General features: G+C 55.5%; 15 protein-coding genes. 3 read left to right on the forward strand and 12 right to left on the reverse strand.

The features are described from left to right. Positions 1 to 117: 117 nt before the first annotated feature. The 9 genes from TH468_RS15065 to coxB form a co-directional block, all read right to left on the reverse strand. Positions 118 to 1,605 carry a carboxypeptidase M32 gene (locus TH468_RS15065; RefSeq protein WP_085645446.1) on the reverse strand — a complete coding sequence of 496 codons (1,488 nt, stop codon included), beginning with the start codon at positions 1,603 to 1,605 and terminating at the stop codon, positions 118 to 120. Positions 1,606 to 1,714: 109 nt separating this feature from the next. Continuing rightward, on the reverse strand, positions 1,715 to 2,437 hold the full coding sequence (locus tag TH468_RS15070; protein ID WP_085645448.1) for an SURF1 family protein: 723 nt from the start codon (positions 2,435 to 2,437) through the stop codon (positions 1,715 to 1,717). 9 nt (positions 2,438 to 2,446) lie between these two features. Next, positions 2,447 to 2,815, reverse strand: a complete 369-nt coding sequence (locus TH468_RS15075; RefSeq protein WP_063092052.1) for a DUF983 domain-containing protein — start codon at positions 2,813 to 2,815, stop codon at positions 2,447 to 2,449. 17 nt (positions 2,816 to 2,832) lie between these two features. Beyond that, positions 2,833 to 3,633 (reverse strand): cytochrome c oxidase subunit 3, encoded by an 801-nt coding sequence (locus TH468_RS15080; protein WP_085645450.1) that lies wholly within the window; start codon positions 3,631 to 3,633, stop codon positions 2,833 to 2,835. Positions 3,634 to 3,716: 83 nt separating this feature from the next. Continuing rightward, positions 3,717 to 4,307 (reverse strand): cytochrome c oxidase assembly protein, encoded by a 591-nt coding sequence (locus TH468_RS15085; protein ID WP_085645452.1) that lies wholly within the window; start codon positions 4,305 to 4,307, stop codon positions 3,717 to 3,719. Between the two features lie 7 nt (positions 4,308 to 4,314). Further along, the gene (locus TH468_RS21625; RefSeq protein WP_168177154.1) at positions 4,315 to 4,452 is read right to left on the reverse strand and encodes a hypothetical protein; all 138 of its coding nucleotides are present in this window, start codon (positions 4,450 to 4,452) and stop codon (positions 4,315 to 4,317) included. Next, on the reverse strand, positions 4,449 to 5,375 hold the full coding sequence (gene cyoE, locus TH468_RS15090) for a heme o synthase (protein ID WP_210402253.1): 927 nt from the start codon (positions 5,373 to 5,375) through the stop codon (positions 4,449 to 4,451). Before cyoE ends, TH468_RS21625 begins: the two co-directional genes overlap by 4 nt. Before the next feature lie 87 nt (positions 5,376 to 5,462). Beyond that, entirely contained in the window at positions 5,463 to 7,049 is a 1,587-nt protein-coding gene (gene ctaD / locus TH468_RS15095) for a cytochrome c oxidase subunit I (protein WP_085645454.1), read from the reverse strand. A gap of 11 nt (positions 7,050 to 7,060) precedes the next feature. Then, on the reverse strand, positions 7,061 to 7,912 hold the full coding sequence (gene coxB, locus TH468_RS15100; protein WP_085645456.1) for a cytochrome c oxidase subunit II: 852 nt from the start codon (positions 7,910 to 7,912) through the stop codon (positions 7,061 to 7,063). A 943-nt stretch (positions 7,913 to 8,855) separates the two neighbouring features. Between coxB and TH468_RS15110 the strand changes: the two genes are divergently transcribed. After that, complete coding sequence (locus TH468_RS15110) at positions 8,856 to 9,677, forward strand: hypothetical protein (RefSeq protein WP_085645460.1); 822 nt, start codon at positions 8,856 to 8,858, stop codon at positions 9,675 to 9,677. A gap of 88 nt (positions 9,678 to 9,765) precedes the next feature. On the opposite strand, the gene TH468_RS15115 is transcribed toward TH468_RS15110, so the two are convergent. Next, the gene (locus TH468_RS15115; RefSeq protein WP_085645462.1) at positions 9,766 to 10,344 is read right to left on the reverse strand and encodes a YqgE/AlgH family protein; all 579 of its coding nucleotides are present in this window, start codon (positions 10,342 to 10,344) and stop codon (positions 9,766 to 9,768) included. Positions 10,345 to 10,740: 396 nt separating this feature from the next. Here TH468_RS15115 and TH468_RS15120 point away from each other — a divergent pair, with 396 nt between their 5' ends. Beyond that, a complete protein-coding gene (locus TH468_RS15120; protein WP_246832349.1) occupies positions 10,741 to 12,972 on the forward strand; it encodes a protein-disulfide reductase DsbD in 2,232 nt (743 codons plus the stop codon). 169 nt (positions 12,973 to 13,141) lie between these two features. Next, a complete protein-coding gene (locus tag TH468_RS15125; protein WP_085645594.1) occupies positions 13,142 to 13,624 on the forward strand; it encodes a peroxiredoxin in 483 nt (160 codons plus the stop codon). A 96-nt stretch (positions 13,625 to 13,720) separates the two neighbouring features. Here TH468_RS15125 and TH468_RS15130 read toward each other — a convergent pair whose 3' ends face one another. Both TH468_RS15130 and TH468_RS15135 read right to left on the reverse strand, forming a co-directional pair. Then, positions 13,721 to 14,125 (reverse strand): hypothetical protein, encoded by a 405-nt coding sequence (locus TH468_RS15130; RefSeq protein WP_007092281.1) that lies wholly within the window; start codon positions 14,123 to 14,125, stop codon positions 13,721 to 13,723. 210 nt (positions 14,126 to 14,335) lie between these two features. Beyond that, entirely contained in the window at positions 14,336 to 15,241 is a 906-nt protein-coding gene (locus tag TH468_RS15135; protein WP_085645466.1) for a protein phosphatase CheZ, read from the reverse strand. Positions 15,242 to 15,249: the final 8 nt, after the last annotated feature.

Here is a 15,249-nt window from a genome sequence, read left to right on the forward strand (position 1 = left end):
ACATCCGGGAAAATGGACGTTAAATCAGAATATCGTGATGTGGGGCTATTTGCCCGCCGTCACCTGTGCCGGAAGGACGAGTGATGCTATCAGATAAGCACCGCCAATCAATCAGTTTCACCCGCCATATCTGTTTTCCATATGTGCCTTGAAGGCCGCCACGCCAAGCGGTTGACCGGTTGCCTCGATCAGAATCTCGTCGGTTGATTTGCTCGATGCCTTGCCATGGATATTTTCGCCAAGCCATCCCATCAACGGGCTGAAATCACCCCGTGCCAATGCGCCCGGAATTTCCGGCTTGGCATCTTTGGCCGCGGCAAAAATCTGGGCCGCTGCCATCGCGCCCAGCGTATAGGTCGGGAAATATCCCCATGCACCTGATGGCCAATGGATATCCTGCATGCAGCCATCCCTGTCATCGGGCGGCGTAATGCCCAGCAACTTGCCCATCATTTCGTTCCAGGCGCCGGGCAGATCGGCAAGCTTCATGTCGCCTTCGATCAGGGCGCGCTCCAGACGATAGCGCAGGATCACGTGCGCAGGATACGTCACCTCGTCGGCATCCACGCGGATCAGGCCCGGCTCGACCCTTGTATAAAGCCGATGCAGATTCTGTGCATTCCAAGCTCCGTCATCACCGCCAAACGCCGCCTTGAAGACCGGCCCGGCATAAGTCAGGAATTCTTCCGACCGACTGGCCTGCATTTCCACCAGAAGCGACTGGCTTTCATGCAGGGTCATGCCGCGCGCCTTGCCCACCGGCTGATTTCGCCACGCGCCGGGTAATCCGCGTTCATACATCGCATGGCCGGTTTCATGCAGAACCCCCATGATCGCCGATGTGAAATCATTTTCGTCATAGCGCGTCGTGATGCGCACATCATCGGGAATGCCGCCACAGAACGGATGATGCGAAATATCCAGACGGCCATGCTCGAAATCAAAACCGACCGCCTGCATCAGGTCCAGACCGACCTTGTTCTGAACCGAAACCGGGAATGGCCCGGTCGGGCTGATCGGGGCCGGTTCGGACTTCTGGCGTTCAATCACCTCGGCGGTGAAAGACGGCAGGAAAGATTCCAGTTCGGCAAACAGGCTATCGATCCGATCAGACCGCATCATCGGATCATACTGATCGAGAAGCGCGTCATAGACCGACGTGCCAAGGGCCTCGGCCTTTGCCTTGCCCGCCTCTATCGACAGGTCGAGAACCGTCTGAAGCTTCGGCAAAAGCCCGGCAAAGTCATTATCGGCCCGCGCACCGCGCCACGCGACCTCACACGACGTCGCCGCCAGCGACATTTTCTCCACCAGGTCCGACGGCACCGCCGTGCCATGCACCCAATTGCGTTTCATTTCCGCCAGATTGGCCTTCTGCCACGCATCAAGGTTTTCACCCCCGGCCGCTTCGATCAGATCGCCCATATCCGGCGCATTGATCAGTTCGTTTGCCATGACATCAAGGGTCGCCAGTTGCTCGGACCGGGCATTGGCCCCGCCATTGGGCATCATTGCCGCCATATCCCAATGCAGCATACCGCCGATATCGGACAGAACATTGATGCGGCGAAAACGGGCTTCAAGCGATTTATAGGCGTCAGTCATGGAAACTCCTGTTCGGCGGAACCGGAAAACGGGGCAAAAAAAAGCACGGCCGAAATGCCGCACAATGGTGGCATCCGGCAATCAAGGGGCTGGACCACAGGCAGCCAGATCAGCTGTCTGCACCATCCTGCTGCGGGCGACGGTGATACAGAATAAAGATCACAATCAGCGAAAGCGCAAGGCTGTACCATGTGATCGCATATTCAAGATGGTTGTTCGGCAGATCAATCTTGGCCTGCCCGCCAATCGGCAACCCGCCGGGGATTTCGGTTTCATCAAGTTCAAGATAATACCGGCTGGCAAGATCGGCCCCGCTATCCTCGGCCATCGCATCGACATCGACAAAGAACCACTGGTTTTCCAGCGGTTCGTTTTCCGGCTGGACCCAATGCTTTTGCTGCGGCAGGCGCAAAACGCCGGTCACCCGAACGTTTTCTTCGATCAGGCTGTCGGGACGGGTCGAAGGATCGCGATTGTCCTGCGGCACCCAGCCACGATTGACCAGAATGATCCGGCCATCTTCCTGTTCCAGCGGCGTGATCAGATGAAATCCGATATTGCCCCGGCGTGTCCGCGCCATCAGATACATTTCCTGATCATTCAGGAAGCGACCCTCGGCATAGGCCGAATGAAACGCCATGGCCGGATCAATATCCTGCGTCAGCGGAACTTCAATCGGCGGCAGGGCGGCCTGTGCGTGGCGTTCGGCAATCAGGTTCTGTTTCCAGAACAGGCGATCCACCTGCCATGACCCAAGTCCCAGAAGGATCACAAGGGCAAGACCGGCACAGATTTTGATCGCAGGGCTGGGGCGTGTCGTCAGAAGGGGCATCTATTGAGTTCAATCCTGTTCGGAAGTCGACCGATGGCGATATTGCAGCGCCACCATGAGGCCTTTTAACGGCCGCAGCAAGGCCAGTGTTACCCCGATGATGGTCGGAAACCATAACACCGCATGCAGCCACAAAGGCGGCATATAGGTCATCTCGACCCACAGCGCCAGCGGCACAACAACAAAACCGAGGATGAAGATGATGAAAATCGCCGGGCCATCACCGGCATCATGACCACGAAGGTCAAGACCACATTGTTCGCAACTCTCGCGAACCGTCAGAAAGCCCGAAAACAGCTTTCCCCCACCGCAGCGGGGGCATTTGCATGCCAGCCCGGTGCGTATGGGGGAAAGTGCAGGATAATAATCCATGGTCATTGGGTGACCGGTATCCTTTATTCGCCGCCCCAGATGTAAACGGCAAAGAACAGGAACAGCCAGACAACGTCAACGAAGTGCCAGTACCAGGCTGCGGCTTCCAGACCGAAATGATGATCTGGTTTGAAGCCGTCCTTGATCGCGCGGCCAAGGCACACCGCCAGGAACACCGTACCGACAAACACATGGAAACCGTGGAAACCGGTCGCCATATAGAAGGTCGACGAATAAATGCCATCGGCAAAACCGAATGCGGCATGGCTGTATTCATAAGCCTGAAGACACAGGAAGATAACGCCAAGGGCAACCGTAATTGCCAACCCCTGAACCATGTCCTTCTTCTTGCCTTCAAGGCAGCCATGATGCGCCCAGGTCAACGTGCAGCCCGACAACAGCAGGATCAGGGTGTTGAGGAACGGCAAATCCCACGGATCAAGAACTTCAACACCTGCGGGCGGCCATTCGGTCACACCGGGGCTGAAAATCACAAACGCGTTGTGGAAGAAGGCCCAGAAGAAGGCGACAAAGAACATCACCTCGGATGCGATGAACAGCGACATGCCATACCGCAAGCCGATCTGCACAACCTTGTTGTGGTAGATTCTGGACTCGCTGATCACGTTGCTCCACCAGCGGAACATCACGAACAGAATGCCCGCCAAGCCAAGTGCTGCCAGCCAGAAATCTGTCGGCGCACGATCCGAATGCATGAACATGACCATGCCACCGGTAAACAGCCCCGCAGACATCGCGGCCACCAACGGCCACGGGCTCGGGTCTACCAGATGGAACGGATGTTTCTGAGCGTGATCACTCATTCCTCGCCCCCCTCAATCCTCACAAATGAAACCTTTAAAGCTCTCTTCATTGGAAACCGGGATACCTGCACAATCATCAGGCCCTAGCCTCCTTTTCCTTTATCCCCGTCCGGACCTTCAACCGATGCTTCGGTCTTATAGAAGGTATAGGACAGGGTAATGGTCTTCACGTCCTGGGTATTCGGGTCTTCTGCAATCGCCGGATCGACATAGAAACTGACCGGCATATCCACACGCTGGCCGGGTTCAAGCGTCTGTTCGTCAAAACAGAAACAGGCGATCTTGCTGAAATACTGTCCGGCCTTAAGCGGCGTTACATTGTAAACCGCCTGACCGGTGATCGGCTTGACCGACATGTTTTCGGCCATGTAGTGGGCAAGGTTGTCTTCGCCCAGTTTCACCGTCATTTCGCGCTGTTCGGGCTTGAACTGCCACGGCAGGCGGGAATTCACATCGGCATTGAACCGGATCTTGATGGTCTTTTCCGAAACATCACGCGGCGCATCGGTGCCAACCTGTGTCGTACCACCATATCCGGTCACCTGACAGAACAGGGCATAAAGCGGGACCGAAGCATAAGACAGGCCAATCATGCCGCCGACAACGGCAACACAACCAAGCAATACGCGCTTGTTGCGCGCCTTTGTTTTGTCCGCATGCTTCTGATCAGCCATATATGCCCTAGCTCATCTTAAGAATGGTGATGGCGAAAAACAGAACCGCCAACCCGCCAAGAATGACAAGAAACGCCCAGTTCTTTTTGCGCCGTTTGGCGTAAAACGCGTCGAGTTCGGCTTTGGTCATTTTTTGCTCGCTCATGCCAGATATCCCTTGATCCAGACATCGGCGACCATCGCCCCGAACAGAACGAACAGATAAAGGATCGAATATCCGAACATCTTGTGCGGTGCTTTTTCTTCCGCATTGCGCAACACGCGAACCGCATGACGCAGGAACCACAAACCGGTCAGTCCCGCCGTCACACCGTAAAACACGCCAAGCAACCCGGTCGCAACCGGGATAAACGTGATCGGCAGCAGCAGGATTGTATAAATCAGCATCTGTTTTTTGGTCGCGGCCTCCCCGGCCACAACCGGCATCATCGGCACACCGACCTTGGCATAATCACCACACCGGAACAGGGCCAGGGCCCAGAAATGCGGCGGTGTCCACATGAAGATGATCAGAAACAGCGCAATCGAATTGATATCGATCCCGCCGGTCACCGACGCCCAGCCGATCATCGGGGGGAATGCCCCGGCGGCACCGCCAATGACGATATTCTGCGGCGTGCTGCGTTTCAGCCACATGGTGTAAACGAACACGTAAAACGCAATCGACACCGCCAGAAGCGCGGCGGCGGCAAAATTGATCGCAACCGCCATGACGGTCACGGAAAGAATGGATAACGCAATGCCCAGCGAAAGCGCCTCGTCGGCGGGCACGCGGCCGGCCGGGATCGGGCGGTTCTGGGTGCGTTTCATGTGAATATCGATATCACGATCATACCACATGTTGATCGATGCCGCCGCACCGCTGGCAACGGCAATGCAGGCAATCGCAACCAGTGCCAGGAACGGATGCATTGTTCCCGGTGCAATCAAAAGACCCACGGCACCGGTAAACACCACAAGGGTCATCACACCGGGTTTCAGCAACGCGATATAGTCGCGCACTTCCGATACCGGTAATGCGGCGATGTTATCGATTGCAAGGGTCTGCTGGGCGGCCTGCTTGGTCATGTAATTCTGGTCTTCTTTTCTCGGGGCGGTCGTATGTTCCCCGCCGGGACGCCATGGTCACCGGCGGGGAAAGCAAGATCGGATCAATTACTTGATGCGCGGCAGTTCGTCAAAGGTATGGAACGGCGGCGGCGAGCTGACGGTCCATTCCAGTGTATCCGCACCTTCGCCATATGGGTTGGCTTCGGCCTTTTTGCCACGGATGAAGGCATGCGCCACCACCCCGACAAAGAAGATCGTCGCTGCGAACGAAATGTACGCACCATAGGACGAAACAAGGTTCCAGCCCGCAAACGCATCCGGGTAATCGGCATAACGGCGCGGCATGCCGGCCAGCCCCAGGAAGTGCTGCGGGAAGAAGGTCAGGTTGACACCGATAAAGAACAGCCAGAAATGGATTTTGGCGCCCAGATCGGAAATCTCGTAACCCGACATTTTGCTGAACCAGTAATAGAAGCCCGCAAAGATCGAGAACACGGCACCCAGCGACAGCACATAGTGGAAATGCGCCACCACGAAATAGGTATCGTGCAGCGGCAGATCCATGCCCGAATTCGCAAGGATAACGCCCGTCACACCACCAACGGTGAACAGGAAGATAAAGCCGATCGCCCACAGCATCGGTGCGCGAAGCGTGATCGAGCCGCCCCACATGGTCGCAATCCACGAGAAGATTTTAACCCCGGTCGGCACCGCAATCACCATCGTTGCCGCGGTGAAATAGGCGCGCGTATCAACATCAAGGCCGACGGTATACATGTGGTGTGCCCACACGATGAAACCGACAACACCAATTGCGACCATGGCATAAGCCATCCCGAGATAGCCGAAAATCGGCTTGCGCGAGAAGGTCGAAATGATGTGGCTGATGATGCCAAAGCCCGGCAGGATCATGATGTAAACTTCGGGATGACCAAAGAACCAGAACAGGTGCTGATACAGGATCGGGTCACCGCCACCGGCCGGATTGAAGAAATCCGTGCCAAAGTTACGGTCGGTCAGAAGCATGGTGATCGCGCCACCAAGAACCGGTACCGCCAGAAGCAGCAGGAACGCCGTTACCAGCATCGCCCATGCAAACAGCGGCATCTTGTGCAGCGTCATGCCCGGCGCACGCATGTTGAAAATGGTGGTGATGAAGTTCACCGCACCAAGGATCGAGCTCGCACCCGCAAGGTGCAGGGCAAAGATCGCCATATCAACCGATGCATCCGGATGACCCAACGCGCTTGAAAGCGGCGGGTAAACCGTCCAGCCCGTCCCGGCACCGCTGCCAACAACCGCCGACAGCATCAAAAGGACAAAGGCCGGCACGATCAGCCAGAACGAAATATTGTTCAGTCGCGGGAACGCCATGTCCGGCGCCCCGATCATGATCGGCACGAACCAGTTGCCAAAACCGCCAATCATGGCGGGCATGACAACAAAGAACACCATGATCATGCCGTGCGCGGTGACCAGAACGTTAAAGAACTGGTGATCTTCGATGATCTGGGTGCCTGGATGGGCCAGTTCCATACGGAACCAGACCGAAAACGCCCCACCAATCAGACCGGCAACCAGCGAGAATGCAAGATAGAGCGTGCCGATATCCTTGTGGTTGGTCGAAAGGAACCAACGGGTAAAGAAACCGGGCATGTGATCATCATGCGAATGTGTGTCAGCGTGAGCCATAAATCTCTCCCTCACTCTGCCGAAGCCACAGAAACCGGCGACAGCAGATCAACCGACGCGAATTTCTCCTGGGCCTGTGCGACCCATGCTTCGTATTCTTCCATGGTCACGGCTTTCACCGCGATCGGCATGTAGGCGTGGTTCACGCCACACAGTTCCGAACACTGACCATAGAAGGTGGTGCCTGCATATTCGCCCGGAATGCGGGTCCAGGTTTCGTTCAGGCGGCCCGGCACGGCATCCAGCTTGATGAACAGCGACGGCATGGCCCAGTTATGGATCACATCGTCTGATGTCATGATCAGGCGGATATTGGTGTCAACCGGCAGAACAACGGGATTGTCCACATCCAGAAGGCGCATCTTACCCTCTGCAACGGCGGTTTCCTCGTCGATCATCAGGGAATCGAACGTGAAGTTGCCATTGTCGGGATATTCGTACGTCCAGTACCACTGCTTGCCGATGATCTTCAGCGTCATATCGGCGTCCTCGACGTGGTCTGCAAAATACAGCAGACGGAACGACGGGATCGCAATGATCAGAAGGATCAGCACCGGCGCCACGGTCCACACGATTTCAAGAAGCGTATGGTGGGTGGTCTTGGACGGGATGGGATTCCGTTTCCGGCTAAAGCGGAAAAGAACATAAAGCAACAACAGCAGGACGATCACCGTAACGGCGGTCATCAGCCATGTCAGAAGAATAAAGAAATCATGGCCCTGTACAGCCACCGGCGAAACCGGGTGCTGAAGACCCAGTTGCCATGGCTCAGGCTGACCAACCGCGGCAAGCGCGGCACTATCCAGTCCGGTCAGAACTGCCAATCCCAGCAAAAGAATGGGAAACAGCATCTTGATCGACATGCGAATCTGCCCCCTCGCATTACATCTCAAGGCAATTTGTCCAAAGGAAAGCCACATCGTGACCCTCGACATATACGAACATAACGGGTTGTTCGTTCATCGAAAAGGCATGCCGTGATGACTCAACCATAAATCGGCATAGCCACCAGGATCGCGACGTAACATCAGACAAACCTGATTTTCAAACCCGCATGCACTGCGGCACAACGGTATGGAAGGCGAATAGCCTATCTTAACAGCCTGTTCCAGAAAAAACCTCGCTGCGTTGCACAAAAATATTACTTTTCCTTTCAGGAATTTAGCGCATGGGTTCAATTTTTTTCTAAATCCAATCCCCTACCCTTGCGATAGAAATGGTGCCATTCCTCATCGCGCCGGACCATCATAGCCCGCTTTGCTGCCACGCAACAGACAGGGTGAAATTATCCTTTAGGCGATACAAACCGCAGGTAAAATCCTTATTTAAGTACGGATTTATCGGCATCGCCCGAACGACGCGCGTTTGCCCCCCGAAATCGCGTCGGATTTCGCACTTTATCCACAGGCAAAGCCATCACAATCAATCATTTACCCAGCTCCGAGTCGTAAAATCATCGCCCCCCGTTTCAACACCGGGCCCGGCACGCGTCGATGGGGCGCATGAAGTTTTTCGAATGCACCGCACAAAGGTTGATAAACGCGGCGATCTCTGTGATTGTAATCACAAGGAAATCGCCGGAAAAAGCGCACCGGCTTCCGCATTTCGGGACACGAAACCTACATAAAAACGCGCAGATGCCTTTAATTGAGGGAATCTTCCCCAATATCAGGGAAATGGTATTGGCAAACTGATCGTTTGGCCGAAACCATTCTATGCAAAAGTATTATATTTTTCTGTTCCGGGATGATTTGTGGATTATCATCGGAACAGGATTACCGTGACGTTTCAGATCGAGGTTCGCTCATGTCCCGCCAAGGAAGCAAAAAGCTTTTCACCGCAGAGCTCCGGCTGCTCAACAAGCTGGAAAGTATGAGTGATATCGTATCCCTGCCGTTGCCGGCCCCGTCCCCTGATGGCGATGGTGCAGTGGGCGGTGCGGATATGTCCTCACTCCATAATGCGATCGAGGACCTGAAGGTGGAACTTCTGTCCGACATCCGCATCATGATGGAAGAACAGAAGAAGCTGAATGCGCGCGCCGATGATGATGATCAGGACGACGCCCGCAAAGAGCTTCGCATGCTCAAGACCGAAATTCGCGCACTTGCCAATTCCATTCAGGAAACCAAGCGCGAAATCGCCGCCCTCTATACCGCCCCCGATGACACCAGCGGCACGCGCCTTAACATCGTCAAGGGCGAGCTTGATTCCGTCGTCGCCGCGACCGAGGATGCCACCGCCAACATCCTTGAAACCGTCGAAAAAATCGATGCGGTTGCCCATAATATCCGCTCTGCCGCGCCCGATGACTATACGCAGGGGCTGGCCGACGATATCGTCGATCTGGTGGTCAAGGTGTTTGAATCGTGCAACTTCCAGGATCTGACCGGGCAGCGCATCACCAAAGTCGTCAACACCATGAAATATATCGAGGAACGCGTCACCCGCGTCATCGAAATCTGGGGCGAGGATGACTTTGGCGAGTTTGATCTGCCCGCCGACCCCAAAGGTCAGGACAATCTCGATAAAACCGTCACCCGCGCCCCTCAGAATGTCGAGCGCGTCAGCCAGGACGAAATCGATCAGATCTTCTCGCAGGAAGAAATCGACGCCCTGTTTGATTGATCCGTTTATTGGCCTGGAACGTCACCAAAACACCAAAGCCTGCCGGAAACGGCAGGCTTTTTCATGTGCAGGGTTTGGTCCCGTGGCCTTACGCGTGGCCCGCTTCGCCCGAAAGAAGTTCCGGGGCAAAACCCAGCTTGGCAAAGGCCTGTTCCCATTTGTCTTCGCAATCAACGCCAAACAGAAGATCGGCATCGGCATCGACATGCAGCCAGCCATTGGCAAGGATCTCGCTTTCAAGCTGCCCGCTGCGCCATCCGGCATAGCCAAGGGCCAGAATACTGCTTTTCGGGCCTTCGCCGAGCGCAATCTGTTCAAGGATATCGACCGTTGCCGTCACCGAAACACCCGGGTCGACATGCAATGTCGCCTCGTTCTCAAAATCGGTGCTGTGCAGAACAAAGCCCCGCCCGCTTTCGACCGGTCCGCCGAAATGCACCTGAATATCTTCAATCGTCGGTGCCGGGCGCGCAATGCCAAGCTGTTCAAGCAATTCCGGGAAGGTGATGCTGTCAATCAGCCGGTTGATCACCAGCCCCATCGCCCCATCCTCGTTATGGGCACAGATATAGACCACGCTTTGCGAAAAACGCGGGTCGCGCATGCCCGGCATCGCCACAAGCAGCTTCCCTTCAAGATATTCGCCAGTGTGATCTCTAATTCCCATTCCCGAACTTTTCCTGTGCTGTTCACTCAAGCCTAGCGCGATCCGTCACATATTACCATCGAAAGCCACCCTTGGCGTCGAAACGGATGAAAAATGACATTGATCAAAGACGCAACGCGCCACTGCGTTACATGTAGGTAGCCTGACACGCAATCGACAGCAACACCGGCATAAAAATATGGTGTTGAAGATCACATCGATGGGCACACTGACCGGCACACCAACCGGCACACATCCCGGTAACGCAGTCGTGCCTTGCCATGAACATCAACAGGTATTAGCCATCGCCACATGGCACAAAGCAGCCGTTTGTGCCATATCCATGAAATGGAACATCATCGTTCCTGCCGCGCCCCGAAAGATGTAAAAAGACTTCACGACCAGAAGGAAGCCACCGTGATCCGATCTTTGTTCTTAGCCCTTGGCCTTGTGATTGCGACTATCCCCCCGTTTGGCGCGGGCGCAAGCGCGCAGACAGCGGCCAGCAACTGGGTCGACGAGGATTTTGCATCACTCCGCCTGATCAGCGCACGCGATGCCATCAATGGCCGCGATGAAATCCGTCTTGGTCTTGAATTTGAACTTAAGCCCGACTGGAAAATCTATTGGCGCAGTGCCGGGGATGCCGGTTTCCCGCCGCAACTCGACTGGGCCGGATCAACCAATATCACCGATGGTCAAATCCGCTGGCCCGCCCCGCATCGTTTTTCGATCTTTGGGCTGGAAACCTTTGGCTACAAGGATCACATCATCCTGCCGATTGATGTGCCGATCACCGATCCGGCCACGGGCGCAAAAATCAGTCTTGATGTCGATTATCTGGTCTGTAGCGACGTCTGCATCCCGGCACAGGCAAACTTCACCCTCGATATCCCCGCCAGCCTTTCGGGGGACACAAACGGCGATACAGCAGGCATCAGCCGCTTTGCCCACGATATCGAAAAATTCGCCTCCAAAGTCCCGCTTCGCGGGGACAATCTGCCGATGTCGGTCAGCGATATCTGGCAGTCGACCGCACAATCAGACGAAAATGACCAGACCGTCCTGAATGTCGCGGTCACCGGCCTTGATCAGACCGCAATCGACCCGGTCGAAATCCTGATCGAAGGCAATCTCCGCCTTGGCTTTGGCGCGCCGGTCCCGACCGCAACCGATGACGCAACCGGCACACAGCAGTTCCGGATCCCGATCTATGGCCTGAAAGACGATCAGACCACGATTGGCGATGACGTGATCGTCACCGTCATTGCAGGCCCCCTTGCCATCGAACAGGACCGCCAGATTGCCGCCGCGCCATCTGGCACAAGCAGCACAAGCAGCAACAGCAGCAGCAATGCGACGTCCAGCACCAGCATCGCCACCACCAGCCTGTGGTTGCTGGGCGCACTGGCCCTTCTGGGCGGGTTTATCCTTAATTTCATGCCCTGCGTCCTGCCGGTCCTGTCGCTCAAGGTGATGTCGGCGATGAAGGCCCAAGGTTCTGCGCGCAATGCGACGCGCCGCGGCTTCCTTGCCAGTGCGGCGGGCATCATCACCTCCTTCTGGCTGATCGCGGCCGTCCTGATCGCCATCAAGCTTGCCGGTGGCACGATTGGCTGGGGCATTCAGTTCCAGCAACCCCTGTTCCTGACCGTGATGACCATCATCGTGGCCCTGTTTGCCTTCAACATGTGGGGCCTGTTTGAAATCAATGGTCCGGCTGAACTCGGCAATGCCGCCAACGATACCATCACCGCGCGCGAACAATCCGGTCACCATCTTGGCGGTCACTTCCTGACCGGCATGTTCGCCACCCTGCTGGCAACGCCTTGCTCCGCCCCGTTCCTTGGCACGGCGGTCGGTTTCGCACTGGCCGGCAGCAGCTTTGACATCTTCTGGATATTCACCCTGCTGGGCATCGGGCTTGCCATTCCTTATCTGGCGATTGCCGCCCGGCCCGAAATCGCCCGTCTTCTGCCCAAACCCGGTCGCTGGATGGGCTTTGTCAAAGGCATTCTGGGCGTGGCCCTTGCTGGTACCGCCATCTGGTTGCTGTCGGTTCTGGCCGTTCAGATCGGGATGGCCGGGGCGATTGCGGTTGGCATCGCCCTTGTCATGGCCGGTATTCTTTTGTTTGCCCGCCATCGCACGACGGTGCAGAAACGCAAATATGTCTTTACCGCACTCGCCACCCTTGGCGTGCTGGCCGCCCTGTTCGCACCGGGCTTTTCCAAGGCCCCGATCCAAAACACCGCATCAGGCCGCACCGGCACCGAAACCCTGCCGTGGCGGCCCTTCGCCCCGGATGAAATCGCCCGCCATGTTGCCGATGGCAAAACCGTGCTGGTCGATATTACCGCCGAATGGTGCGTGACCTGTCAGGTCAATAAAAAGCTGGTCCTTGAAACCGATGACATCGCAAAGGCACTCAGCGCTGATGATGTGGTCCTGATGCAGGGCGACTGGACCCGTCCCGACCCGGTAATTTCGCAATATCTGGCAGGGTATGGCCGCTATGGCATTCCGTTCAATGCCGTATTCGGGCCAAAGGCACCAGATGGCATTTTGCTGTCCGAACTGCTCGGCAAACAGGAAGTTCTTGATGCTATCGCCCGTGCATCGGGCGGTACCGACCTTGTGAAAAAGTGATGTGATGCACATCTTTGCGGGATCACGATAAACCGTGACAAAGATTTGAAACCATCAAAACCCCAACGGATATGATTGAAGATCAACCCGTTTTGCTGTTTGATGGCGACATCGAAATCACCAGAACAAGGGCGGCAATCAAGCCCCCCGCATGACGGAGAAAACCCCAATGACCATCGAAGTCGGCAGCGAACTTCCCGAAGTTACCCTTTTCCGCGCCACCGCCGACGGCCCCGAAGCCGTCAACACGAAGGAATTTTTCGCCGGTCGCAAGGTCGTCGTCTTTGCCGTTCCCGGTGCCTTCACCCCGACCTGCTCTGCCAAACATCTGCCGGGCTTTGTTGCCAATGCTGATGCCATCAAGGCAAAGGGTGTTGATGAAATCGTCTGCCTGGCATCGAACGATGCCTTTGTTCTCAATGCCTGGGCAAAGGCCGAAAATGCCGGTGAAAACATCACCATGTTGTCCGATGGCGATCTCGCCTTCGTCAGCAAGACCGGCCTTGAACTGGACCTGACCGGTCGCGGCCTTGGCAAACGCGCCAACCGCTTTGCAATGATTGTCGATAACGGCAAAGTCACCGATCTTGCCGTCGAAGCACCGGGCGCGTTTGAAGTTTCAAATGCCGAAACCGTGCTTGGCAAACTCTAAGCCCGAAACACCTGCAAAAAGCAAAAAGCTCCGCCTGATACGCGGAGCTTTTTTCTTTTGATGCCGTATCCTTGGAGTCTCTCCTGGGATTTGTTCCTAACGCGGAAGCAAAACCGGGATCGGTTCTGACCGGCTGTCAAAATCGCATTCAAAAGTCGGGTCGGTGTGTTTGGCAATGAAATGCACCACACCTTCGCGGAAATCTTCCTTGATCGGCGACCAGCTCATGAAAACACCGCCGCGATTGTCATATTCGCGAATGTCACGGTCATGGGACAGTTCAACAAAACTGTGCCCCAGATCTTCGGTGGCCCCGGCGACAAGCCATGACGGTTTGATCCCGCCATGCCAAAGCAGATACACACCGCCAACATTGTCAAGTTTCAGCTCGCTGAAATCATCGATCATGAACAGGCGATAATACTCGCCACGCGGGCTTTTCCGCCATTTGATATCTTGTGCCTTTGGCTGGCGCAAAGTGCCAAGCGACCAGAATCCCATTTCATCCTCCAAGCGCACCAAAACGCGCGCAACTGCCCGTCACACGCATCCCAACGCTGCTTTTGTTTTTATGAATTCCACTATATCGGAAAACCGTAAACTTTTGGTTGACCGATTACAAATCGCGATATCGCAAAATCCTGTTCTTAAACAAGACTTATTCTGGGTTTCAACCCTGAATATAAGATCATCACCCCGATTTGGAAATACTCAGTCAAACAATTTGTCGATGTCGTCCTGACTGATCCCCTCGCCTTCCAACTGCGGACCGTTCAGAAGATCGTCATCTTCGTTCTTCGGCGTTCCGTCATCATTTTCGGGAACCGGCAGATCGGTAAAGGCATCCTCGCCCCAGATCAGGATCATGTTGTGAACACGTTCCTCGACGAATTCAAGGGTCCGAACCACCTTGTTGATACGCTGGCCGGTGATGTCCTGGAAGTTACAGGACTCGAAAACTTTGGTGACCAGAAACGCGATCTGTTCGACATGTTCGGCGACAAAGTCGTTCGGTGCCGAATTTTTAAGCGTCATCGCCAGATCGTCGATCTGTTCGGCGGATTCAAGGATCGTATGCGTTGCCATTTCCGTATCCTTGATGATCGCATCAAGTTCGGTGGTCGCACTGACAAGGCGGTCATCCTCGGCCTTCGGATGACGCAGCGACGCGATCTGCATCTTCGCCTTGTGAATATGTTCGTTCATTTCCTCGATCTGCTTGCGGATCAGTTCGAGGTCGTCTTTGTCCGGTTCCGACGCACCCGGACGACTGCTATGGGTAAAATTGCTGCTGACCGGATCGGGCAATACATCCATCGCATCGCCATCCGATGCCGGTGCGATATGGGCGGCATCAACACCGCCCCCGGCACGCACCGCATCGCGAAGCTGCGCGACTTCCGACCTCAGGGCACGAATTTCATCAAGTACAGCCTGATTGATCCCGGATGCCTCAACCGTCGCGACCGGTTTCGGCGCTGGCAATGGCGCACCTGCCCCCATACCGGTTTCAAGCGTCGGATCGAAAAAGGAATCCGACCAATCTTCGACCACACCACCCGAACGTTCTTTTAAACGGCGTTCTGCGGTGAAAACCTTCTGCACGCGACGTGTCATGGCTGACT

Source organism: Thalassospira sp. MCCC 1A03138 (assembly GCF_002115785.1).
Taxonomy (GTDB): Bacteria; Pseudomonadota; Alphaproteobacteria; order Rhodospirillales; family Thalassospiraceae; genus Thalassospira.

Excerpts from the sequence above, each read along its gene's own strand:
- TH468_RS15075 (WP_063092052.1), bottom strand. The coding sequence starts at position 2,815 with ATGACCATGGATTATTATCCTGCACTTTCCCCCATACGCACCGGGCTG.
- TH468_RS15110 (WP_085645460.1), top strand. The coding sequence starts at position 8,856 with ATGTCCCGCCAAGGAAGCAAAAAGCTTTTCACCGCAGAGCTCCGGCTG.
- TH468_RS15085 (WP_085645452.1), bottom strand. The coding sequence starts at position 4,307 with ATGGCTGATCAGAAGCATGCGGACAAAACAAAGGCGCGCAACAAGCGC.
- TH468_RS15080 (WP_085645450.1), bottom strand. The coding sequence starts at position 3,633 with ATGAGTGATCACGCTCAGAAACATCCGTTCCATCTGGTAGACCCGAGC.
- TH468_RS15130 (WP_007092281.1), bottom strand. The coding sequence starts at position 14,125 with ATGGGATTCTGGTCGCTTGGCACTTTGCGCCAGCCAAAGGCACAAGAT.
- TH468_RS15135 (WP_085645466.1), bottom strand. The coding sequence starts at position 15,241 with ATGACACGTCGCGTGCAGAAGGTTTTCACCGCAGAACGCCGTTTAAAA.
- TH468_RS15115 (WP_085645462.1), bottom strand. The coding sequence starts at position 10,344 with ATGGGAATTAGAGATCACACTGGCGAATATCTTGAAGGGAAGCTGCTT.
- TH468_RS15125 (WP_085645594.1), top strand. The coding sequence starts at position 13,142 with ATGACCATCGAAGTCGGCAGCGAACTTCCCGAAGTTACCCTTTTCCGC.
- coxB (WP_085645456.1), bottom strand. The coding sequence starts at position 7,912 with ATGTCGATCAAGATGCTGTTTCCCATTCTTTTGCTGGGATTGGCAGTT.
- ctaD (WP_085645454.1), bottom strand. The coding sequence starts at position 7,049 with ATGGCTCACGCTGACACACATTCGCATGATGATCACATGCCCGGTTTC.
- cyoE (WP_210402253.1), bottom strand. The coding sequence starts at position 5,375 with ATGACCAAGCAGGCCGCCCAGCAGACCCTTGCAATCGATAACATCGCC.
- TH468_RS15065 (WP_085645446.1), bottom strand. The coding sequence starts at position 1,605 with ATGACTGACGCCTATAAATCGCTTGAAGCCCGTTTTCGCCGCATCAAT.
- TH468_RS21625 (WP_168177154.1), bottom strand. The coding sequence starts at position 4,452 with ATGAGCGAGCAAAAAATGACCAAAGCCGAACTCGACGCGTTTTACGCC.
- TH468_RS15070 (WP_085645448.1), bottom strand. The coding sequence starts at position 2,437 with ATGCCCCTTCTGACGACACGCCCCAGCCCTGCGATCAAAATCTGTGCC.